A 22380-nucleotide genomic window follows, 5' to 3' on the forward strand; every position below is an offset into this window, starting at 1 on the left:
TCCTATGGTATTTACGATTGATAGCACCACAGATGAAATCGTCGCTGGCCTTGATCTGGCGGGCAAAGTCGTCGTCGTGACGGGGGCGTCCGGTGGGCTGGGAGCTGAAACTGCCCGAGCGATCGCCTCAACCGGAGCAACTGTTGTGCTGGTCGCTCGTAGCGCAGAAAAACTGGAGGCCAGAAGGTCTGAAATTATCGAGTCCACAGGCAATACAAGCGTTCATTTACAGGTGGTGAATCTGGCCGACCTGGAATCGGTAAGGTCCGGTGCTGACGAGCTGCTGCGGTCCTTCGCCAGTATCGATGTTTTGATTAACAATGCAGGCATTATGGCTTGCCCTTTGGAAAGGACACTACAGGGTTTTGAGTCCCAACTGGGCGTTAATCACATAGCCCATTTTGTGTTTACCAACCGGCTCCTGGGAGCACTTAAATCGGATAAAGGCGGTCGCATAGTGGTCCTGACCTCCGGCGCACACAAGATTGCGTCTGTCGATCTAGACGATATGAATTGGGAGAGTCGAGAGTATGACAAGTGGGCCGCCTATGGTGCCTCAAAAACGGCCAATGCTCTTTTCGCAACGGAGCTGAACCGGCGATTTTCATCCGAAGGAATTACCGCAAACTGTGTCCATCCAGGCGTCATTATGACCGATTTATCCCGCAGCCTTACCGAGGATGATTTTACGTCTATTGCAACAGAGGGTATGAAATTCAAGACCGTTGAGTGCGGAGCGGCGACCAGCGTCTGGGCGGCTGTGAGTCCGCAGCTTGAGGGGCAGGGGGGCTATTACCTCGAAGATTGTCATGTAGGTGTCGAGCTCCCCGCGAGCCACATGTTGGCGGGCTATTGCGGCTATGCGCTTGATAACGTGTTGGCAAAACAACTCTGGCAGAAAACAGAGAAGTTGCTTGCAACGATCAGAATTTTCTAGCAACAGTGATTAGCCCTGAGAATTGTCGCCGCAAGACTATGCGTTAATAACGCGGTGGTGTAATCGCCACTGCCGCGTCAGGGTTCAACTATGTTACGTCCGTTGTGGGCTGGCTAACGTGGTGCCAGACCCTGTTCACTCCTTGCTTTGTTCATGCGGTCAGCATCGCTGCTTAGCCGCTCACCCAGTTCGTCTTCGCTGACGGCGCCGGCAATATGCCGGTTGGCCAGCCCTGCGTTATACATGATACGTTTCACTGGCGTAACAGCAAGAATAGTGCGCAGAGGGGAGTCCAAAAAGTCGCGAAAATGGTCTGATACCTCCTGGTTTCCGTTGCCTACTTTGTCCGCCAACGCTCGATAGAACCAACCCTTGGTTTCGTCGTCGTCTAGAAATTCTCCGGTTCCCTTGAATGTAATTGCGCCAGAGGGCAGTGTGTCGCTCGCGCCGTCGCCGTAAGAGGCGGAGCTTACGTTGACTGAGATTCTGTTGTCTCGCCGGATCGCTGCTGCGCGGTGCCGGTGGGAAGCAAAGGTGAGCCAGATTTTTCCATCGCGCCAGATAAACGCATGTGTTACTCCAACAGGCCAGCCATCCTTCGTGCTCCACATGAGTACCGCTTCGATAGCGTGAGTCATGAGGTTTTCAACGTCTTCCTCAGAAAACGGGTAGATGGATACGATTTCGTGATCGTTTGTCTGGGCCATATTGCTTGCTCCTTAAGCAGTTAGGTAAGCGTGGAAGAATGCGCCGCAACACCGGGCGCGCTAGGCTCAGCGAGCTCGGTTTGCTTCGCTACGCCCTGTCGGTGAGCACAGTAGTCTCCTATCGGGTTTTCTGCAAGGGTCTAGTCCTGATGGCAGATTATGCCTAAAATACCCTTTGAAAATTACCGCGCCCCACGAATGATCGACACAACCACTTCAATGGGATCCCCGGTGCGACGCTGGTTTGGCGTTTTAGTTTGGCGCAGGAAAAAGGTGGTACGACGCCGGAAACAGGCGCTGTTTCATTTACGCGAATCCACCCCGCATCCTTTGGGGCTAAATTGGAGTTTCAGGCATGAGTTACCGCATTATTCAGTGGTCCAGTGGCAATGTCGGTAAGCACGCGATTGTGACCATAGCAGGGCGGGAGGGCATGGAGTTAGTCGCTCTCTATGTCTACAGCGATGAAAAATCCGGCAACGACGCGGGCACGATCGCCGGTATCGGCAGTCTTGGGGTGATGGCTACGAATGACCGGGAACGTTTATTGGCAAGCGAGGCGGATTGTGTGATCCATACGCCGTTGCCCTCTCTCGTCTACGGAGAAGCGCCGGATGAAGATTTAGAAACAATCTGCGCCTTGTTGGCTTCAGGAAAAAACGTCATCACCACAGTCGGGTACATGTACCCCAAAGTGCATGGTGAAGCGCTAGAGGCTCGTATTGAGCAGGCCTGTGAACATGGCGGCAGTAGCTTTCATAGCACTGGTGTTAATCCGGGCTGGATGGGAGATATGCTGCCGCTGGTTATGTCTGGTATATGCCAGCGACTGGATCAAATCTATGTGCAGGAGATCACCAATTTTGAGTTTTACCCTTCTCCGAGTGTGATCTTTGACATGATGGGATTTGGTTGTTCCCCGGAAGATTTCGAAAACCACGCTGCTCGTTATACAAACTGGCTCAACGGTTTGTTCAGGGAGAGCATACAGATGGTGGCCGATGGTCTGGAGCTGGAGTTGGACAGCATTACTGTCCACTCCGAGTTCGAAGTTTCAACCCGGGCCATGAAAATTGCTGCGGGTGACGTAGCCAGCGGCACAATCGCAGGCCAGCGCTGGGAGTGGGCGGGAATGGTCAATGGCGAAAAACGTATCGTCCACGAGACGGTGTGGCGCTTGCATGAGGCAATAGGTGATCAGTGGCCGCGCGGCAGGCACTCTGTGAAAATCGAAGGCAGCCCCAATATGTTTTTGGACTTTGGCGATCAGTGGAACGACGATGTGTTACTTTCAACCGCTGTGCATGCGGTTAATGCGATTCCTTTTGTCTGTGAGGCTAAGCCGGGTATCCGCACTTTGCTGGATCTGCCTATGATTACTGCTCGCGGTGGTGCGAGCGGGTAATGAAAAGTGCACCGAAATATCCATCCAAAGCAACGAGACATTGGCCTATGGCATGGAAATTCGCGATACGGTAAGAACGACAGTTTCAGCAGAGTTTCTCCTCTGCATTAAAATTCGTCCCCGGTGCCGGCTAAATTGCGTCTATACTCTCTTGTATCGCGAATCTTGGCCGCAGTCGATCTAACATTATCGGCGACACCAGGATAAGCAGGTACACAAACAGAAAAGGAGACGTTTAATGATGTATCTCAGATTACTTTCACTCGCGCTTGTTGTAGCCCTCACTGGTTGTGCCACACCGGCCGAGCAGAAATTTCCCGCGGTCACCCATGATGGTCTTAAGTTGCAACCGCATACCGCTTTACGCGCTGTTTATCTGAAGCCTGGCGCAGATTTAAGTCAGTATAATAGCGTTGCAATACTCCAGCCTTATGTCGCATTCAGCAAGAATTGGCAGCGTGATTATAATGAACAGGCCAACTTCGAGGCGCGTGTCAGTGACAAGGATATGCAGAAGATCAGGGAGCGGATAGCTGCGGAGTTCAAGAAAGAATTCGAAGAGGTATTGGAAAAAGGCGGCCACAAAATTGTTGCTGATGGCGGCAGTGGAGTTTTGATACTGCGGCCGGCGATTATTGATCTTGACGTGACAGCGCCAGACGTCATGACTCCGGGGATGACGACTACTTTTGTAGCTTCGGCGGGCTCTATGACTCTGTATATGGATTTATACGATGGAAAAACTCAGGCCATCATTGGACGCGTAATAGACCCGGAAGCAGCGGACGATTCAGGCATGATGCAAGTCGCTGACAGCGTCACAAATATGGCTGACTTTGACCGTATCATGAGGCGTTGGGCCACGATACTGAACGAGCATCTGGCCAAAATGCAAAAAGGGTGACGCGTTAGCGCCACTCTTTATGTGTGAGTCAGGTTCAAAGTCCGTTTCGTCAGGCGGCAGTGTCTAACTGCAGCCTGGCTTGGAGATCTTTTTTCAGGAACTTGCCGCTGGCATTGCGTGGCAGGGGCTCATCGAGAAACCAGATGTATCTGGGGATTTTATATGCAGCAAGGAGGCCACGGCTAAACTCGCGCAATGCCTCTGCAGACACAGTGGCGCCTTCTGACAGGTGTATCGCGACTCCCACTTCCTCGCCCATTGCCTCGTCTGGTACTGAAAATACTGCCGCTTCAGTGACGCCCGGGTAGCGGTAAAGCACGGACTCTACTTCACCGCTGGCGATATTCTCTCCGCCTCGTAGCACCATATCCTTTGCACGATCCACGATATATAAAAAGTCATCTTCGTCCAGGTAACCGATGTCGCCGGTATGTAGCCAGCCGCTAACAATAGTTTCAGCGGTGGCCTCTGGGCGATTCAGGTAGCCCGAGATGATCTGCGCACTGCGCAATAGTACCTCGCCGCGCTCCCCACTGGGTACATCCTGATCATCAGTGTCAACAATCCGTATTTCAAATACCGGCATTGCCGGCCCGACACTGCCTGGTCTGTCCTGCAGATAAGGTCCAAAAGCTCCTGTGGCAAGACCACAAGTCTCCGTCATACCGAAACCTTGTGCGGGCGCAACCTTCGCCTTGCTGCCAATTTTCTCCACCAGATCAGGGTGTACTGGTGCGCCGCCACCGCCCAATGATTTCAATGAAGAGGTATCAGTGCTTTCAAAATCTGGATGGGCCAGAAGTTCTCTAGACATAACGGGTACGCCCGACAGTGCAGTAATCTGCTCTCGCTCTACCAGCTTGAGCGCCTCTCCTGCATCCCACTTATACATAAAGACTAATTTGCCACCAAGCATGCTGTTGGTGTGAGCGATAACGTTATTTGCTGTTACATGGAATAGCGGCGTCGTCAGCAGGACTGATTGGGTGCCACCGGTTCCGAACTCCTTGCCTTCCATAGACGAAAGAGCCTGAATTTGCGACAGGTTTCCAAACAGGCTGCTCATGATGTTATTGGTGCAGCCCCGATGAGTCAGTTGGGCTCCCTTGGGTCGTCCCGTTGTTCCGGAGGTGTAAAAGATGCAGGCGTCGGTATCCGTATCGATTTCGACATGGGGCATATCGGCCGCCGATTGCAGAACCACCGACCAGGGAACATCGTCCTCTGTAAGGATGTCATCACAGCGCACGCCGACCACCGTCATGGTGGGGCACGTGTTGCGAATTTCGTTGTAGCGCTGCAGGCGCTCACGATCGCAGATCAGAATGACGGGGGCGCTGTCATTGAAACCGTAGGCAAGTTCTTCCGGCACCCACCAGGCATTTACGCCAACAGCGACCGCTCCGATCGAGACGATTGCCCAATAGCTCAGAAGCCACTCCGGGTAGTTGCGCATCGCTATAGCGACCCGGTCTCCTGGTTTTACTCCATTGTCTGTGAGCCATCGTGCGATGCGACTCACCTGCTCGTGACTTTCGGCATAGGTCCAGCGCTCGTCATCATAGACCAGATAGGTGGCATCACCGTGCCCGGCAGTAGACAGCCAGAAGTCTCGAAGGTTGGCGGCAGCGTTTTTCCAGGATCGCACTGTAATACCGTTAATCTCAACATTTTTAAGTTCAAACGCTTGCCCCTCGGCACAGAGTTCAGCCCTGGCGCGGGCTAATTCAGCATACATACGATGTCTCCTTTTGAACGTGGTGTCGTGGCGCAGCGAGCTTCGCGAACGAAAACAGCTTATTATTGCCACAATGGCCACTCTAATCCAATGGCTGCGGGCGGTTTTCCGCAACCGGCTTCCGTTGCTTTTGCCTGTACAATAGCCGAAAGATGGCGCGATAATTGCAAGATATGTCTGATTACAACGCCATCTGGGTTGACGCCGATGCCTGCCCCAAGGTGATCCGGGAAATCCTGTTCCGGGCTGCACAGCGAGTAGAAATTCAGCTCATCCTGGTGGCGAATCACGCTCTGCCTGTGCCGAAGTCACCGCTGATTCAGTGCATACAGGTCGAGCAGGGGTTTGATATGGCCGACAACTTTATCGTACAGCACGTCAAAGCGAACGATCTGGTGATTACCTCTGACATACCGCTAGCGGCAGAACTCATAGAGAAGGGCGCACACGTCATTACCTCCAGAGGTGAGAAGTACACCCGTGATAATGTTCGTCAGCGGCTTAATATGCGCGATTTCATGGACACGATGCGTTCCAGTGGTGAAATGACAGGCGGCCCACCAGCACTGGGGCAGCGTGAGCGGCAGGCATTTGCCAACGGCCTCGATCAGTATTTGGCTGGGTGTGTCGGGAGATCAAGGAGTAAGTGATTTTGCGACAAATTCGATCTACCTTTCACAGCGAGAAGTGGGCGTGCGATAACGGACATGCGGGTTGTCAATAGTAAGCAATTCTCATCATTGTATAGACGCCCCATTGTGGATAAATTTCACTTATAGTGATGACATACCCCCAAAATCGGAATAGATTTTATGGTCACCCTGCACGGATTTTCCTCCAGCAATTATTACAACGTGGTCAAGTATGTGCTGCAATATAAGGAGGTCCCCCACGAGGAACACCTTGTTTATGGCGGCACTGAAGAGTGGTTATCGATTAGCCCTGTTGGCAAGGTCCCCGCCTTGACGACGGAAAGCGGGAATCACTTGTCCGAGACGGTGGTGATCTGTGATTACCTCGAAGAGGTTTATCTCGATAAGCCTCTGTATCCTTTCGGTGCCGAGGCGCGAGCCCATGTTCGGCAAATCATGAAAGTGATGGAGCTTTATTTGGAGCTTCCAAGCCGTCGCCTTATTCCTTATGCCTTTTCAGGTATGCCGGCGCCAGACGCTGTGCTTGCGGATGTGAAGCATGTGGCAAGCAGGGGAATTGAGGCAATGAAACAACTAACTGGCTTTACGCCGCACATAGCGGGAGATCAATTCACGCTCGCCGACGTTTACGTGCATTACTGTAACGCGGTTGTGCAGGGAATCGGCTCGAAAATAATGGATTGGGATATTCTGGCTGAAATTCCCGGTATGCGTGAATGGAATCGGAATATGCGCGAATCTGATATCGCGCGGGCTATAGAAGCAGACCGTATTGCCAATGAGCCGGAATTTCATGCTTATATCACTCAGTATATGGCCCGAAGTAGCGTCTCCGATAAGTAAGCTTGCCGGGCGATCGATGGTGGGCGGTTACGCCGGTATCGACCACTAAGGGCGTTAAGTGATAATCTGTTAACTCGAGCTGTAAAAAAATAATACGCTGTTGGTAGGCGCTCTCTTTAAGAATTAACATCCAGGGCGCACGACTGACACGTTTGGCTATGAGAGGACGCGCTGCCATGTCGCTGAACCCCCGCCTTTTGCCTGTTGCGATACCGCTTTTTTCGTTTTTTTTCTTTGTTAATGTGCCCGCATCTGCGGATGATGTAGAGATACCACTGGCGCTCGAGGAAGTGCTGGTTACCGCGCGTAAGCGAGAAGAAAATCTGCAAAATATTCCTATCGCGGTGAGTGCTCTTAACGCAACTCAGATCTCCAACGGAAATTTTAGGGATTTGCGGGATATCGCCAGCATGTCCCCCAATCTGATTATCGATCATATTTCTGCTTCGCCTCAGGCGGCGGCTATTTCCCTGCGAGGCATTAACTTTCAGGATCTGGAACGCAGTTTTGAGCCGACCGTTGGCGTCGTGCTCGATGGTATATTTCTGGGCACCAATTCAGGGGCCGAGTTGAAAATTTTTGACATGGAGCGTATCGAAGTGCTCCGCGGGCCACAGGGAACCCTGTTTGGTCGAAACACCGTTGGCGGCGTTATCAATATCATTCGCACCAACCCAACCGGCGAGTTCGGGCTAAAAACAAGAGGTCGCTATGGCAACTACGATAGCAAGGAGTTTGACGGCGTATTTAATTTTCCGCTTTGGGAGGAAAAGCTGGCCGGAAAGCTCACGTATGCCAACCGTAAGCAGAATGACGGCTATAACGAAAACGAGTTTAACGGCAAAGATGAGGCCAAAGTAGATTATAAGTCGTGGTCCGCTAATCTCCTCGCACATCCGAACGATAACCTGACGCTGGAATACATTTATCAACGGCAGGACGACAATAGCGAGGCAGGGCCAGTGTTTAATGTGTCGCGTCCAGCCGATCCCGCTAGCGGTTTCGCGGGCGACGACCTTTGTGTACGTTTTAATCAGTGCCAGATTAATCCGCGTACACCGCAGACCGGCGATCGGCACAAGAGCAATACTAACTTTCCGTTGGATGCATACTATAACGTCAACTCGCACACCTTTGAGGCCGCATGGAACGTTACGGAAACAGCCCGACTGACTTATATATTTGGTCGCATTGAGTCAGATGAAGAGCTTAATCAGGATTACGATGGTACCGATCTCGATTACTTTCACGTACGCCGGCAGCAGGACTACCAGCAAACCAGCAACGAACTGCGCTTGAACGGCGATGTTGGCGAAGATATTGAATACGTAGTTGGCGGCTATCTTTGGAAATCGGACTATCAACTCGACCAAAGTAGTTATCACCTATTCAGAATTTCCCTGACAGAAGAATTCTTCAATCCTACGAATACTCGTGGCGATGCCTTCACAGATCACGAAACAAAAGCCTGGGCCGGATTTGCAGAAGTTGATTGGGAGTTTATCGACCGCTGGACGCTGACGCTGGGGGGGCGCTATAGCCACGACGATAAAGAATTCAAACGCAGAACGGAGACATTTTTGCCCTTTGGCAGTGAAGTGCCGGTGAACGTTGGTGGATTTAACACATACGATAATCCCACCAAGGATGACTGGTCGAAATTCACTCCCAAGGCCAGCCTACGATATCAGTGGACGGATGATCGCATGGTCTATCTCACGTACTCGGAGGGTTATCGTAGTGGCGGCATGAATGGTCGTGCTAACACGCTGGAGAGTGCCACGCAGACCTACGATCCGGAGACCTTGAAGAGCTGGGAGCTGGGTATGAAGTCTACGTGGCTTGATAATCGCCTGCAGCTCAATTTGGCGGGCTTTCTGCAGAAGTATGAGGACAAACAGGAAGATATTGTTATCTCTGTGCCTCCCCCCATCAGTCAGGAAACGATCACGCTGAACGCATCTGAAGCTGACATTAACGGCCTTGAAATGGATTTGTTAGCTCTGCCGCTGGAGGGTTGGACTTTGCGCGTGAACGTAGGTTTGCTCGATGCACAATACGACGACTTCATCGCTGATTTGACTCAGGACGGTGTTGCAAATCCGCAAGATGTATCGAACTTGAAGTTGCGACGTACACCTGATTACAACTACAGCATAAACTCCGTGTATGAGTGGCAGTGGGGGCCGGGAGTTGCCAGCGTACAGGGCACATATTTCTACAGGGACGATTTCGAAACCGAATTCCTCAACCTGGAAGAAGGGCATGTCGATGGCTTCGGTATTCTCGATGCCTCGGTCAACTACGAGTGGCAGGACTGGCGCTTCAGTATTTTCGGGCGTAACCTGACCGATGAGGACGCTACCAGTACGGCGCTCAATATTGCCAATAATCTGACGTTTTCTGCCTATCGTCAGCCATTGACCTACGGCCTTGAGCTGACTTACACGTGGGCTCAAAACTAGCGAAGAAAGACTTTCAGCGAATATCAGACTGCAGTTATGCGGCGATCAGGACAAGGATTGCAAAGGCCAGCAGAACCTGGAATCTACTAACGTGTCGAACTCACTCACGTTCCGCATCATTTTCCTGCAATACGGTTTAGCACCCTCTCCTGAAAAAGACTGTTGAACCGCTCGATATTTACCCCCGTGGCCACCCTGGCATTTATATTTGGCTTTTGGAATACGATTCGCTGAAACGCCTTGTGGTGGGACACGCTCATGCCCTGTGCGGGCCCATTACCGGTCTCTATCGCTACGTGTGAGTCTTCTGTCGTAATGATATCTGGCTCCATGACGGCGGCAGCAGCCAGGCTATCGTAAAGATGCAGTGCATCGCTGCCTCCCGCGCCAGACATGACCTGAAACCAGGGCGCAGTCGCTTCTTTGACAAATTGTCCAAGCGCTGTGCCACCCTTTGCTGCCTCATCGACGTCTTTGGGATACAGGTGGGTTTGGTGACAGACGTCCAGCCCTACCATTGTGAGTGGTGCGCCGCTGTTGAAGACGATATCGGCCGCTTCGGGATCCTGCCAGAAGTTGAATTCTGCTGCGGGTGATATGTTACCGGCACAAGCTGCCGTGCCGCCCATCATGACAATATTTTTGACCGCTGCAGCAAAACCCGCGCTTTGGACGATCGCCGTAGCAACGTTAGTTAGTGGCCCGATAGTAAGTAAAGTGATTTCTTCCGGATTTGACAGCACCAAATCCACCATGAACCCGACAGCATCTGCGTCTGCGCCCTGTGGGTCTAACATCTCGGTAATTTGTATTGCGGAGTAACGTTGCTCTAGCCACCTCACCTGAACAGCTCTTTCGAGATTGAGAGGTCTGAGGCAGCCTCGTCTCAGCGGAATATCCTTGCGATCCAGCAGAGTGAGTAGATGACTTGCGTTCGAGTATCCCTTTTCTGCTGGTACGTTGCCTTGCACGATAGTGATCCCCTCTACGTTCACATCGGGGGAGTTCACGGCGAGCATAATGGCAAAGCTGTCCTCAGGGTCGCCCCCAAGAGTGCCCATGGCAGGGTCAGTATCTATGAGGAGGCGCAAAATATTCCGTATCTAATCTATTTGGTTACAAGTTATCACGCTTGAAGGCGCATAGAAACGGTGCATCGTCTAAAGAAAAAGCGATACAGGCCGTTGTTTGCAGCTCTTACAGAAGCTGAGGACACGCAGCAGGAGCGAGGCACAGGTGAGTGAATTATTCTGCGCACGATCAACCCGTTGGCGACGGCGCTGCGTCCGGACTGGCTAGTTATAACGAAAGACGCGACAACGTTAAGTACACGGGTGGCCGAGTGATTTTTTTATCTCTCTGGTGTCAGCTTGACTAACGGCGGCGATTGATCACGTTGTCTACCGGCATACCCCACACGCCAAAACTGCGTGAACGGGCTATTTTCTCCAGAGTGTGATATTCAAAAGGCGCACCAGGTAACGCTACTGCCCAGCCTTTTTGCAGCAAATAGGCGCTGAGGTCATCACCCTCCTCAAAAGCAGACACGTTCACTCGACACTGACCCGTGTAGGTGCTGTCCTTGTGACGCTCGAGTAGCGCACAACTGACAAAGCCCTCTATTTTGAAATCCAGCGCTACGGACGCGCGCGAACCGCAAACTCGAGGTATGCGGTTTGGAGAGCAGGTCCGAGTTGTCTCAGGTATATGGATACCGAAAAGTCTTATTGTCTTGCCTTTGATACGCAATGTGCCGTCGTCATTAACGCCCGCGTAGCTCGATATTTCATACCCCAGCGCAGGTGTCGCAAGGCATAGGCCTGTTACTAAAATAGCGCGAAAAAAAAACGTGTTCTGAAAAATAGCCATTTGCCAAGTATAGAGCACTGCAGTCAATTAATGTATTGAGGCCTCAACGGAGGGGATAAACACCAAGATTCTGTGAGTTACGACTCCGTGTTGTCGTTTTCACAGTCGCTGCACGTTGTTAAGGATATCAGTGTGCACGCACCAAGCAGCATCAAGACGGTTGTTGCCATTCCCGGTGCAGATGTCTGCATGGCGAAGACTGTCGTGGCGACGACGGTATCCATAGCTTTTGCCTAATCAAGTTGGTTTTTCTCTTGCACTTATGCAGCAATAATAAAAGTTGGCGACCTCTGCCTCCACCGTCTTTTTTTTGAGAGTGTGTTGCAATCGATTGGCGCATTGATGCAATACGTTTGAGCCGCGGCAGGCCGCGATGTGCGTCTTATTGCTATTTTACAGACAATGTCGCATTGGTTTCGTTTTCCGCAAAATCTGCGGATAGCCAGAGGTCATATCGCGTATCCTCTTGCAGGTGTCGACGGAAGAATGCCACGGCATAAAGATTTAGTAGCCGGTCAACTTCCTCGATCGGGAAAGCCTGCGGTGAGCAGGTTGATGCGTAGGGTTCCAGTAAACCCTCAGCGCCAATCGCGCCCCAGCTATCCTGATTGATACCCAAATTGATGAGCAAGTTGCCGATATCACAAACAGCTATAAAGTGATTGTGATTGGCCCCGCGCAGATTCAGTTGGTAAGTAAACGGTGAATTGATGATTTCCATGAACGCAATAGTATTATTTTCAATGAATACGTCGACGTCTTGCGTGCCTCCAATCAAAAGAGTGGGAACAGTAATTTGTTCGAGTTGCTGTTTGCTAAAGCCAGCGTTGGGCTCGCCGCTTCGATCATCTTTCTGTAACTGCGCCCTGATGACCGCGGATATGGGCACGATTGCCCTTACGCGTTCATCCGGCGATGCGCCCGCCCATCCGGCTGCCATGCCCAATGCAGTCATGCCGCCGAATGAATGACCAAGTACACCGATATTGTCGGCATCGATTCGGCGGTGGAACATATCGCCTTCTACCTGACTGCGTTGCACCATGGTATCGATCAGGAAGGATACGTCAGGAACACGGCTTCTTGCGGCCTCATCAAATGACTGAGTATTGGAATTTTGTGAGTTCCCTGTGTGTTCCGGTGAGATGATTATGAAACCGTGGCTTGCCAAGGTCTCCATCAGGCGAACTGAGGCGGTACTGATGCCACCGAGGCCGTGGGAGTAAATGAGTAGATTCTGACTGGTTCTTGCCGATACCGGCAAATTGTCTACCGCTATGGTTGAATCGAGCCCGATTCCGGGCGCCAGCGCGTAAATGGTTAAGGGTGAATCTTGTCGATCAGGAGCGTCAACCGGATACCATACGTCTATTGCGAGCGAGCGGTTGTCCCGCAAGGTATCAATTGCCGTGAATGTGCTATGGCCTACGCCGAACGAACCAAGCGCATCGGGTGCGTCTGCGCTTAACTGAACACCGAGGCTGACACCGTCTGAACTATCGCTGCACGCCGCAATCGTGCTGAATAATATAAAGGTCAGAGTGATGTGCAGGGGAGCGCTAGTGCCGCTAATCATTATTGTTTACCACCTGTCCTGAATTAGCTCATGGCTGTCTTAGGCAACCGGGCGAGGATGGGTGAAGTGTAGCGGGGGGGATCCCGAGTGACAATGGCGGCCAGAATTTTGTCGTCTCAGTGAGCGTGACCGTGAGCAATTTCTTCCTCGGTCGCGTTGCGTACTTCGACGATTTCAACATCGAAGTGGAGCTCGACACCGGCCAGTGGGTGATTGGCGTCGACGGTAACGTCGTCTCCATTGATCGCTGTTACAGTGATACGCCGACTTTGTCCATCTTCGCCCTGTGCTTCGAATGCCATGCCCGGTTCAATGGTATCGACGCCTTGGAATGCTGCCTTGGGTACTATGTCAATCAGGCCGTCGTGCACAAGACCATAGCCCTCTTCGGGAGCGACTTTCACTTGCATCGAATGGCCAGCGCTTTTTCCCTTGAGTTCTTTCTCCAGTCCGGGAATAAGATTGCCTGCGCCGTGGAGATAGATCAGAGGGTCGTTCCCCTGGGAGCTGTCCAGCGTTTCTCCCTCATTGTTCGTGAGCGTGTAGTGAATTGAGGCAACAGTGTTGTCATCAATAGAAAGCGACATTCCTGAATCTCCGGTATTTCTATCTTTAAAATAGGCGGCCCAAAGGCCGCCTTGGCTGAATTCAGGATTTAGGCGACAACAGAGATGTTTTCAGCCTGCGGACCTTTCTTACCGGCGGTTACGTCAAATTCGACTTTCTGACCTTCCAGAAGAGTCTTGAAACCGTCTCCTTGAATAGCGCTGAAGTGCGCGAATACGTCCGGGCCAGATTCCTGCTCGATAAAACCAAAACCTTTGCCTTCATCGAACCATTTAACGGTGCCTGTTGATTTGCTCATTGATCTTTCCTGTCTAACATAGATGAGTTGTACCACTTGGGTATAGTGTGCGTGATGACGGCGAATACTCATGAAAAACAGAAAGAGGATCGAATGAGGTGAACGTAATTGCAGAACACAAATAGAAGAGCCATCAGGCACGCGCAGTATATAGCCCCCGTGCACGGAGTCAATGAATCGATATAAGGGTTTCTTATTCCCCTATGGCATATCTGAACCTGCCCGGGCTCCCTCATCGTTTGCTCATTCGGGTCCGATTGTCAGGACGGCTGAACGAGCCTGTACGAATCGTTGCACCCACCCCTGTTCAGGAGCGAGACTGTCAGATACCACCAACAATGCTACGTATCGCACGTTTCCGCGTAATAGATGTCCGAAGAACAACGCTAAAATCAGAGTTTTCTATCGCTTCGCGATCCTTGGGGCGCAGAGGTTACGCCAATAAAATATGAGGTAGGTATATTAGAGGTTGGGAAAGACGGGCGGCTAGACTTCCATTTTGGTAACGGCTGAAATAACACGCTGCCGAGGGATTCGCAGATTATTGGCTTGAAGGGGCAGGAGAATATGTCGATACATAGATCGGTGATGACGCTAGTCTTGCTCTCTTGGCCAGTAATATCCCCATTAGCGGCCCTTGATGAAGCGCGCGCGCGAGTAGGTGCTGTGCAGTTGGGGTTGCGGCCGCAGCAACTGGTGCACCAGCTAGCGGTGGGACCGTTGAAAACTGAACTGCAGGCTTGCCTTCGAACAGACAAAGTATTTTCTCCCGCCAGCTTTTCTATAGGACACCGAGGTGCACCATTGCTTTTCCCTGAGCATACAGCCGAGTCCTATCGCGCGGCCGCAGCTATGGGCGCCGGGATTCTGGAGTGCGATGTAACCTTTACTCGCGACAGGGAATTAGTCTGCCGACACGACCAGTGTGACCTGCACAACACTACCAACATTCTCGAAACGGCTCTCGTGGAAAAGTGTGTGCAGCCACCCGGACAGCGAGTGAATGGTGTTGATTTGGAAGCGCAGTGTTGTACAAGTGACATTACACTACAAGAATTCAAGAGCCTCAAGGGAGTATCGCGTAACGCCAACTCTAATTTGCGACAGGAAGATGAGTTACTTGAGACGAATTCTCCGCTGCGTGACATGTTACCCCGGCAAAGTGGTGGCACCTTGTTGTCTTTTTCAGAGGCCCTGCAACTGTTTCGCGAGTTAAATGTGGGAGTGGCGCCCGAGTTGAAGTCGCCACATGTTTCGATGCCATTTCAGGGTGAGTACAGTCTACAGGATTACGCGACACAACTGGTCAATGAGGTGGAGGCCGCAGGCATAGCGGCTGAGCGGGTTTGGTTACAGTCGTTTTCATACGACGATATTTTGTACTGGTTAAAAGCCTATCCGCGTTACGCCAAGCAGGTAGTATATCTGGACGATCGTTACAATACGGATGTGAATAACCGGGAGTCAGTTATAGCAATGGACCCCTCTTTATCGAAAATTGCTTCTGACGGTGTCCGTATACTCGCGCCGCCCCTTTTCATGCTGCTGGCCGTCGAGCAGGACCATATTGTTCCGTCAGTCTATGCGCGAGAAGCGAACAATGCGGGGCTGGATTTGATCGCATGGACAACAGAGCGCTCCGGTTCTCTTGGTGATGGTGGCGGCTTCTACTATTCCACAGTGCGGGATGTTATTCGAAACGACGGTGATATCCTCACGGTAGTTGATGTGCTTGCTCAGCAGGTTGGGGTTATCGGAATATTTTCTGACTGGCCGGCAACAACGACATTTTATGCTAACTGTAAATCAACACTATGATCGATCGTTGTGGCCTCGCTCTTTAGAAATATGTGTGGGCATGGGTTGTGCATCTCACGCCTGCTTGTTGCGTATACTTAGACGTCCACATGACTTAAGGTGATCAGGCTGCATCTAACGGAGGAGCTGTTATGCGTGCATCAGAGGTTAGGACTGCGGCGGATGCTCGCCGCATCGTAGAGGAACGCCAACTACGGCATGTCAAGCTCGGTGTTTTTGATGTAGACGGTGTCATGCGCGGCAAGTATATGAGCCGCGAAAAATTTTTCTCTGCGTTAGACAAGGGCTTTGGCTTTTGTGATGTGGTGTTGGGCTGGGATAGCAACGATCAGCTTTATGAGCAGCCGGGCGTCGAGTATACGGGATGGCACACTGGCTATCCCGATGCTCCCGTTCGCGTGTTGGCCGATACCTGCCGGGAGCTGCCTTATGAAGATGGAATGTTGATCTTCCTCGGAGAATTTAGAGACGAGGCGGAGGGGATATGCCCGCGGGGAATTTTGCGTCGTGTATTGGAGTATGCTGCCGAGCAGGGTCTCGAGGCCAAGGCAGCCTTCGAATACGAATTTTTCCTCTTCAGGGAAACACCAGACAGCGTGCGGGAGAAGGGGTTTAGGAACCTGCAGCCTGCAACGCCGGGCTTCTTCGGTTATTCCACACTGCGAAATTCAGTACATTCCCAGTGGTATCACGATATTCTTAGTCTTTGCGAAGAGATGGACTTCCCGCTGGAAGGGTTGCACACAGAGACGGGACCGGGCGTACTGGAGGCCGCAATCGCGGTGGACGGGGCTCAGCGGGCGGCAGACAAGGCCGCGTTGTTCAAGACGTTTCTAAAGGTGTGGGCTCAGCGTAATGAGTTGATGGCAACCTTCATGGCACGATGGTCACCGGAGTACCCCGGTCAGAGCGGCCATATCCATATTTCTCTTGTCGATGAGCAGCAGCGTGCGGTATTCCATGACGCAGGCGAGAAACATCAGATGAGCGCTGCACAGCGACATTTTGTCGCGGGCCAGCAACAGTTGATGCCAGAGCTGTTGGCTATGCTGGCTCAAACGGTCAACAGCTATTCCCGTCTCGTTCCAGGCTTCTGGGCTCCTACCGATGCAACGTGGGGGGTAGAAAATCGAACCACCGCTCTGCGTGTGATACCGGGTAACGAAAGATCACAGCGCGTTGAGTACAGATTGGGTTCGGCGGATGCGAATCCCTATATTGCTCTCGCTGCGGCGCTGGGTGCGGGCTTATATGGCCTTGAGAACAAACTTGAGCCATCAAACCCGGTAACAGGTAATGCCTATGAGCAGCAGCATCCGCCCGAGCAGGCGCTGCCAACCAGTCTGGCTGAAGCCAGTAAGAGACTGCGAGCGTCACAGGTAGCGCGCCAATTGTTTGGTGACGCTTTTGTCGAGCACTATGCCACCACTCGGGAGTGGGAGCAGCGAGAGTTCAACAAGCATGTTACCGATTGGGAACTCCAGCGATACTTCGAAATTATCTAGGGGCACGGCCGTGGATAACGTTACAGCCGACTGGAACTATCCCACCCGTATACTGTTTGGATATGGTCGTCTAAAGGACTTGCCCCATTGCTGTCATGCGCTGGGTATAAAGACGCCTTTGTTGGTTACTGATCCCGGTCTTGCTGCACTGCCTCTGGTCGCCGAAGCGGTTCAGCACTGTCGCGACGAAGGATTGAAGGTTGCGGTTTTTTCCGACATAAAGGGCAACCCAACGGGGTCACAAATAGACACGGGTGCGAAAGCGTTTCGTCAGGGGGGGCATGATGGCGTAATAGCATTTGGCGGAGGCTCAGCACTGGATGCCGGAAAAGCCATAGGGCTAATTGCGCGGCAGACGGTGCCGCTGTTTGAACTGGCCGAACCCGACGGCAGGCTGGACCGCGTCGACGAGAACGCGATTGCGCCCGTTGTGGCCGTTCCAACGACCGCAGGTACGGGTTCTGAAGTGGGGCGTGCGGCGGTGATTACCGATGAGTTGGCGGGTAAAAAACGGGTCATCTTTCACCCTGCCATCATGCCCGCAAGAGTGATTCTTGATCCGCGACTTTGCGCAGCACTGCCGGCCGCGCTCACAGCTGCGACGGGAATGGATGCACTGTCTCATAACCTGGAGGCGCTTTGCGCTCCCGGATTCCATCCGCTCGCCGAGGGTATTGCACAAGAAGGCATTCGGTTGGCGTTCACCTATTTGCCTCGCGCATACGATGATGGCAGTGATATAGAAGCCCGTGCCCAGATGTTGGTTGCGTCTTGCATGGGTGCGACAGCTTTCCAGAGGGGTTTGGGTGCCATGCATGCTCTTGCTCATGTTCTCGGTGCGCTTTACGACAGCCATCACGGCTTGCTCAACGCGATTCTTATGCCGTATGTTCTGCAGGTCAACCGGAGTCAAATTTGCGATGTGCTGGAGCGCAGCTGTCGCTATCAGGGGTGGGCTAATCCCGGCTTTGATACATTCTTCGAGCAGGTGATGAAGTTGCGAGAGAGTGTGGGGATCCCTCACAGTTTGGCAGGCGTGATAGAGAATGATGTCCGAGCTATTGAGATAGGCGCTCTGGCCGCGGTAGACGTGGCAGCAGCGGGGAATCCACTAGAGCTTACAGCCGCGCAGTACTCGGAGTTGTTTTGCAACGCCTATGCTGGCAATCTCACCACGCGAGAACGGCACCGGCAGTAGCTTGCGCCCGTTTCCGGCAGCGCCAGCGTAGTGGCGTGGTCACCGGGTCGTCAGTATTGGCGTTCAGTATGTCGCTGGATAACAGGAAGATGAGCTGCAATGGTGCGCGAATGCGCCTCACAGAGCGCGTAGTTGCGGGTGAAAAACGTGCTCGATGTCGTTGTTGCGCCTGAAAAATTGAAGACTTGGATAATATCCCCCGTCTCAGGCTGGTGGGTGCACGGTGGACGGGTGCCACCATGGATCACTGCACTGGCGGTAGACCTAAGCAATCGGCTGCGGTGGCTAGCGGCCGCCACAGCGATTGTATTCAGGCTACCAAGGCAGCCGGGGGCGCGTCAGTGTCAGGCGTAGGCTAACAGCACTTTGCCCGACTTTTGCTCCAGCGCCTGTAATTGCTGAAGCTGCTCTGCATTGAGCTGCGCAGGCTCGGAGCTACTGTCACAGTCCATAGCGACCAGGGTGACGCCCAGATTCTGCTCCAGCGTTTGTATATCTTTCAAATCCGATGGTCCAAGTTGCGCGGTGTAGAAAAGTGAAGAAGTCATGGGTGCCGCCCTCCGGTGAGATATATAAGGACTTACGGTAAGCGCCCTTGGGTGGATCATGTTTCAGGGCTGCTCTAGACAGTATAGTCCGGATAGATCAGGTGACCAGCAAAGGGTTTAGGCATGCGTTTGAGGCTTAGTCGAAAAACACAAGCAGACGCGATTCAATGCTCTCCCGGGGCGGGGCGGTTTCTGGCGAAAAGGGATCATCGAACGCGGTGTGAATTGTTCTCGTAGCGATACCCGCAGTAGAAGAATCGAAGGTTTTTATGAGTAGTGCCTCGTTATTGGCGAGTTCGGGGTAGTAGTACCAGCGATGTGCTGGATTCCAGGTCGCCAGTTCGATCTCACCAACGCGTTCCTTTGCACGTCGTTCCGATGCCACAAGGTCCTCCGGCGCAATAGTGGTTGCGTCGCAGCAGGCCATGGGGCTTCTGAGTACTGCGCCTGCTACTGAGCGCCACACGTTTACAATAGCGAAGCGTTTGGTAAAAACGTCTCTAGCTTGTCGAGCCCCTAATAAGTCGACGACACGCTGGTGGGCGGATTGATCGGTGTAGTCGTTGTGAATAATGGCAGCGGGTTCTCGAGTATTTCGACGTGCGCGCACCTGTGCAGAATCAGACCTGAGTGTATGGTCGAATACCAATGCACGGGTACTTCCCGACGCTTGCATCACGAGCTCCGATATTTCCTGTTCGTAGAGCTGCTGTTGAAAGTCCAGACCATAGAATGTGTGAACATTGGTGTTATGCCGAGCTAATGCGAAACTTTCTCGATCGAGGCTCGCAGCGGGTCGCACGTCTCGCGCGTCCTGAACGTTAATTTTTCTTTTTTCAAAGTCCGCGCTGATATTCAGTGCGGCATCAGCGCCTGCCTCAGAGGCAAAGTACACCGGGCGCTTCTCGCCCGAAACGAGGTACGTGACCTCAATAGTGAGTGGAATATTTTTCATAGGCACACTGCGTCGGTCATTGTGTTTTCCGGTGTGACGCTAAAATCGCCGAAACGTTAAAAGCGTGAAAAAGATTATGCGGTAAATAGACTATGGTCCCCGGTATTCAGGATCTCCCGGGGCTCTGTAAAAGTGCAGCGGACTGCGTTTTGCGTCGCTGCCATAATAATGGCCGCTAGCCGGCGGCATCCCGAACAGTAAGAAGAGTATCGGTACGGTGCCATGTTCCGGTGGCTTCATGCCCAGATCAGCGGGTGAGGCGCCACTCGCTTTAGCCTGCGGTCGCGTTAAATCGGTCTCAATATAGCCGGGCGTGCAGGCGTTGATAAACAAGTCGGGATTTTCTCGCGCGAGCAGCATCGTATACAGGCTAACGCAGGCCTTGCTGAGGCCGTATGCATTAATCGCTCCCAGCCCTAACGATTGGAAGTGCCGAGCGTCCTGTGGTCGGGAAACAACCGAACGCAGTAGCTTTTCGATTTCATCCCAGTTGACCGAAGCGTCCTGAAAAAACACACGCATCTTCTCGGAGCAAAGGCTGACGAACTTGGGCCCCGATGCGGATGAAATAGTGACAACGCGCCCCGCTGACTCAACGAGTGGGATAAAAGCATCACAAATACGTTTTACGCCGATCGTGTTGGTATTCACGACGGCTTCCATATCGTTGGAGCCAAGGCCGATACCAGCATTATTCACTAGTCCGAATAGGGGAGAGGGGTCTGTTCCATGGCGTGTGGCAAGAGTGTCTCTTGCTCGCACAACAGATTGGTCGTCGGCGACATCAACTTGGAGCAGCTCCAGCCGGGAAGCGCGCGTCGGATGATGTTCACAGAGTGTATCAATGGCCGCCTGACCGCGCTCGATATCCCTTACGCCAAGAATTATTGCGGTATCGTCGTGATGATCGAGAGCGGCCTCTACGGTAGCAAAGCCGATGCCCTTATTGGCACCGGTAATCAGGATCCGTTTCATGGTTATTCTCCCGGGGTGTCTGACTGACGATGGCCGCTTGCCCCGAATCCGGCTGACGCGTATCTTGCAGATATCGGATTTGGGTAGCAACCGCTATCTATGACTCAAATAGGCCCCTCATTGGGGGCGAAATAAGACAAAATGTCAGCTCATCCGCGCAGAGTGGCTGTGTAGGCTAATCTGAAGGCGGGTTGGCCGCGTACAACACCGTTAACCAATATCCTAGGAGGATTTGATAGTGAAGTTCACTTACCACGCCACCATGTGTGCTCCTGACCAGTACCTGCCCTTGGCCCTGGCTACCGAAGAAGCGGGGTTCGATGGCTTCACCTTTCCAGACAGCATCTGCTATCCCGAGGAAGGGTCCGACGTATATCCCTACAACGACGACGGAACACGGGAGTTTCTCGATGGTGTGCCGTTCCTCGAGCCGTTTGTGGCCATACCCTACCTCGCTGCCAGAACCGAGAAGCTGCATTACACAACGTCGGTCATCAAATTGGCGATTCGACAGCCGGTTATCGTAGCCAAGCAGCTGTCTTCGCTGGCTGTCATGTTGGGGGATCGTTTCGCTCTTGGCGTGGGCATCAGCCCATGGCCTGAGGATTTTGAAGCGTGTCAGATACCGTGGGAGAAGCGCGGCAAACGCATGGATGAAATGATGGAAATCATCAGTGGTTTGATGAGCGGGGAGTACTTTGGTTATGAGGGCGAAATCTTCAATATAGCGCCCCTCAAGCTGTGCCCAGTGCCAGAGCATCATATACCGCTTCTTGTCGGCGGGCACGCGAAACCCGCTCTGCGTCGGGCGGCGCGGTTGGGTGATGGCTGGGTGTCAGCCGGGTCTTCCCTGGATGAACTGCAGTCTATGATCGGGCAGATTGAAGAGTTCAGGAAAGAGTACAACCGCGATACCGGAGAATTTCAATATCACGCGATGACCGAAGCTGCGTATTCTGCTCAAGGGCTGGATGATCTTACTCGCGCCGGTGTCACCGAAGTCATCATTGCCTTTCGTAACCCCTACGACGGCAAGCCGGACACCCAGTCGCTTGAGGAAAAGATAGGGATGATCAACTGGTACGCGGAAAATGTGATCAAGCCCTATCGTGGCGCCTGAGGGGCCGTTTTTGATGCAGTGTGGGTCGCGTCCCCGGTCATGGCCTGGCGCTAACGGCGATTCTTCTGGTTGGGGTGCGCCCGGCGCCGCGTCATTACGCGGCACCGGTGGAGGTGAACGGTAACAGCGAAGCGTTCCGCGAGCCTGTTTCTCTGAGACGATTTCAGGCTGGGTTTACGTAGTGGCAGCACCGCCGGCCGGTAAGCCATCAGAGGTGTTTTTTGGGGCGACAGGCGCCGAGGCGGTCAGAGTGCCTCTTATTTATCCGAAAACCGCGCCCAGCCCTTCATAACGCACAG

The 22380-nt window shown here is 52.7% G+C and carries 21 protein-coding genes; 11 read left to right on the plus strand and 10 right to left on the minus strand.

Translation table 11 applies throughout. The annotated features are described in order from the left end of the window. The first annotated feature begins 4 nt into the window (after window positions 1-4). Complete coding sequence (locus EYC82_RS14355; RefSeq protein WP_279250229.1) at window positions 5-937, plus strand: SDR family NAD(P)-dependent oxidoreductase; 933 nt, start codon at window positions 5-7, stop codon at window positions 935-937. Window positions 938-1050: 113 nt separating this feature from the next. On the opposite strand, the gene EYC82_RS14360 is transcribed toward EYC82_RS14355, so the two are convergent. Then, complete coding sequence (locus EYC82_RS14360) at window positions 1051-1644, minus strand: pyridoxamine 5'-phosphate oxidase family protein (protein WP_279250230.1); 594 nt, start codon at window positions 1642-1644, stop codon at window positions 1051-1053. 355 nt (window positions 1645-1999) lie between these two features. Between EYC82_RS14360 and EYC82_RS14365 the strand changes: the two genes are divergently transcribed. Then, window positions 2000-3049, plus strand: coding sequence for an NAD(P)H-dependent amine dehydrogenase family protein (locus EYC82_RS14365; RefSeq protein ID WP_279250231.1), 1050 nt, complete (start codon window positions 2000-2002; stop codon window positions 3047-3049). A gap of 238 nt (window positions 3050-3287) precedes the next feature. Continuing rightward, window positions 3288-3953, plus strand: coding sequence for a DUF3313 family protein (locus tag EYC82_RS14370; protein WP_279250232.1), 666 nt, complete (start codon window positions 3288-3290; stop codon window positions 3951-3953). A 49-nt stretch (window positions 3954-4002) separates the two neighbouring features. Here the strand turns inward: EYC82_RS14370 and EYC82_RS14375 are convergent, their stop codons facing one another. Then, window positions 4003-5691, minus strand: a complete 1689-nt coding sequence (locus tag EYC82_RS14375) for a class I adenylate-forming enzyme family protein (protein WP_279250233.1) — start codon at window positions 5689-5691, stop codon at window positions 4003-4005. Window positions 5692-5864: 173 nt separating this feature from the next. Between EYC82_RS14375 and EYC82_RS14380 the strand changes: the two genes are divergently transcribed. The 3 genes from EYC82_RS14380 (at window position 5865) to EYC82_RS14390 (ending at window position 9652) form a co-directional block, all read left to right on the plus strand. Further along, window positions 5865-6341: a YaiI/YqxD family protein gene (locus EYC82_RS14380; RefSeq protein WP_279250234.1), complete on the plus strand. Its 477-nt coding sequence runs from the start codon at window positions 5865-5867 to the stop codon at window positions 6339-6341. Between the two features lie 162 nt (window positions 6342-6503). After that, on the plus strand, window positions 6504-7187 hold the full coding sequence (locus EYC82_RS14385; protein ID WP_279250235.1) for a glutathione S-transferase family protein: 684 nt from the start codon (window positions 6504-6506) through the stop codon (window positions 7185-7187). 176 nt (window positions 7188-7363) lie between these two features. Further along, a complete protein-coding gene (locus tag EYC82_RS14390; protein WP_279250236.1) occupies window positions 7364-9652 on the plus strand; it encodes a TonB-dependent receptor in 2289 nt (762 codons plus the stop codon). A 116-nt stretch (window positions 9653-9768) separates the two neighbouring features. On the opposite strand, the gene EYC82_RS14395 is transcribed toward EYC82_RS14390, so the two are convergent. Both EYC82_RS14395 and EYC82_RS14400 read right to left on the minus strand, forming a co-directional pair. Next, window positions 9769-10743: a nucleoside hydrolase gene (locus EYC82_RS14395; RefSeq protein ID WP_279250237.1), complete on the minus strand. Its 975-nt coding sequence runs from the start codon at window positions 10741-10743 to the stop codon at window positions 9769-9771. Window positions 10744-11026: 283 nt separating this feature from the next. After that, window positions 11027-11521, minus strand: a complete 495-nt coding sequence (locus tag EYC82_RS14400; protein ID WP_279250238.1) for a thermonuclease family protein — start codon at window positions 11519-11521, stop codon at window positions 11027-11029. A 72-nt stretch (window positions 11522-11593) separates the two neighbouring features. On the opposite strand from EYC82_RS14400, the gene EYC82_RS14405 reads away from it, so the two are divergent. After that, window positions 11594-11758, plus strand: a complete 165-nt coding sequence (locus tag EYC82_RS14405; RefSeq protein ID WP_279250239.1) for a hypothetical protein — start codon at window positions 11594-11596, stop codon at window positions 11756-11758. Window positions 11759-11909: 151 nt separating this feature from the next. Here EYC82_RS14405 and EYC82_RS14410 read toward each other — a convergent pair whose 3' ends face one another. The 3 genes from EYC82_RS14410 to EYC82_RS14420 all read right to left on the minus strand — a co-directional run bounded on the left by EYC82_RS14410 (window position 11910) and on the right by EYC82_RS14420 (window position 13962). Beyond that, window positions 11910-13097, minus strand: coding sequence for an alpha/beta hydrolase family protein (locus tag EYC82_RS14410; RefSeq protein WP_279250240.1), 1188 nt, complete (start codon window positions 13095-13097; stop codon window positions 11910-11912). A gap of 116 nt (window positions 13098-13213) precedes the next feature. Beyond that, the gene (locus EYC82_RS14415; RefSeq protein WP_279250241.1) at window positions 13214-13684 is read right to left on the minus strand and encodes an FKBP-type peptidyl-prolyl cis-trans isomerase; all 471 of its coding nucleotides are present in this window, start codon (window positions 13682-13684) and stop codon (window positions 13214-13216) included. Window positions 13685-13752: 68 nt separating this feature from the next. Then, window positions 13753-13962, minus strand: a complete 210-nt coding sequence (locus tag EYC82_RS14420) for a cold-shock protein (RefSeq protein ID WP_279250242.1) — start codon at window positions 13960-13962, stop codon at window positions 13753-13755. Between the two features lie 567 nt (window positions 13963-14529). Here EYC82_RS14420 and EYC82_RS14425 point away from each other — a divergent pair. The 3 genes from EYC82_RS14425 (at window position 14530) to EYC82_RS14435 (ending at window position 18483) form a co-directional block, all read left to right on the plus strand. Then, complete coding sequence (locus EYC82_RS14425; RefSeq protein WP_279250243.1) at window positions 14530-15780, plus strand: glycerophosphodiester phosphodiesterase family protein; 1251 nt, start codon at window positions 14530-14532, stop codon at window positions 15778-15780. A 131-nt stretch (window positions 15781-15911) separates the two neighbouring features. Continuing rightward, on the plus strand, window positions 15912-17285 hold the full coding sequence (locus EYC82_RS14430; RefSeq protein ID WP_279250244.1) for a glutamine synthetase family protein: 1374 nt from the start codon (window positions 15912-15914) through the stop codon (window positions 17283-17285). A 10-nt stretch (window positions 17286-17295) separates the two neighbouring features. After that, window positions 17296-18483, plus strand: a complete 1188-nt coding sequence (locus EYC82_RS14435; RefSeq protein ID WP_279250245.1) for an iron-containing alcohol dehydrogenase — start codon at window positions 17296-17298, stop codon at window positions 18481-18483. Window positions 18484-18827: 344 nt separating this feature from the next. On the opposite strand, the gene EYC82_RS14440 is transcribed toward EYC82_RS14435, so the two are convergent. The 3 genes from EYC82_RS14440 to EYC82_RS14450 form a co-directional block, all read right to left on the minus strand. Further along, window positions 18828-19031: a hypothetical protein gene (locus EYC82_RS14440; protein WP_279250246.1), complete on the minus strand. Its 204-nt coding sequence runs from the start codon at window positions 19029-19031 to the stop codon at window positions 18828-18830. A 136-nt stretch (window positions 19032-19167) separates the two neighbouring features. Then, window positions 19168-19986 (minus strand): CmcJ/NvfI family oxidoreductase, encoded by an 819-nt coding sequence (locus EYC82_RS14445; protein WP_279250247.1) that lies wholly within the window; start codon window positions 19984-19986, stop codon window positions 19168-19170. A 90-nt stretch (window positions 19987-20076) separates the two neighbouring features. Next, complete coding sequence (locus EYC82_RS14450; RefSeq protein ID WP_279250248.1) at window positions 20077-20961, minus strand: SDR family NAD(P)-dependent oxidoreductase; 885 nt, start codon at window positions 20959-20961, stop codon at window positions 20077-20079. Between the two features lie 238 nt (window positions 20962-21199). Here EYC82_RS14450 and EYC82_RS14455 point away from each other — a divergent pair, with 238 nt between their 5' ends. Continuing rightward, window positions 21200-22081 (plus strand): TIGR03619 family F420-dependent LLM class oxidoreductase, encoded by an 882-nt coding sequence (locus tag EYC82_RS14455; RefSeq protein ID WP_279250249.1) that lies wholly within the window; start codon window positions 21200-21202, stop codon window positions 22079-22081. Window positions 22082-22380 lie beyond the last annotated feature (299 nt).

This window comes from Candidatus Marimicrobium litorale (assembly GCF_026262645.1).
Classification (GTDB): domain Bacteria; phylum Pseudomonadota; class Gammaproteobacteria; order Pseudomonadales; family Halieaceae; genus Marimicrobium; species Marimicrobium litorale.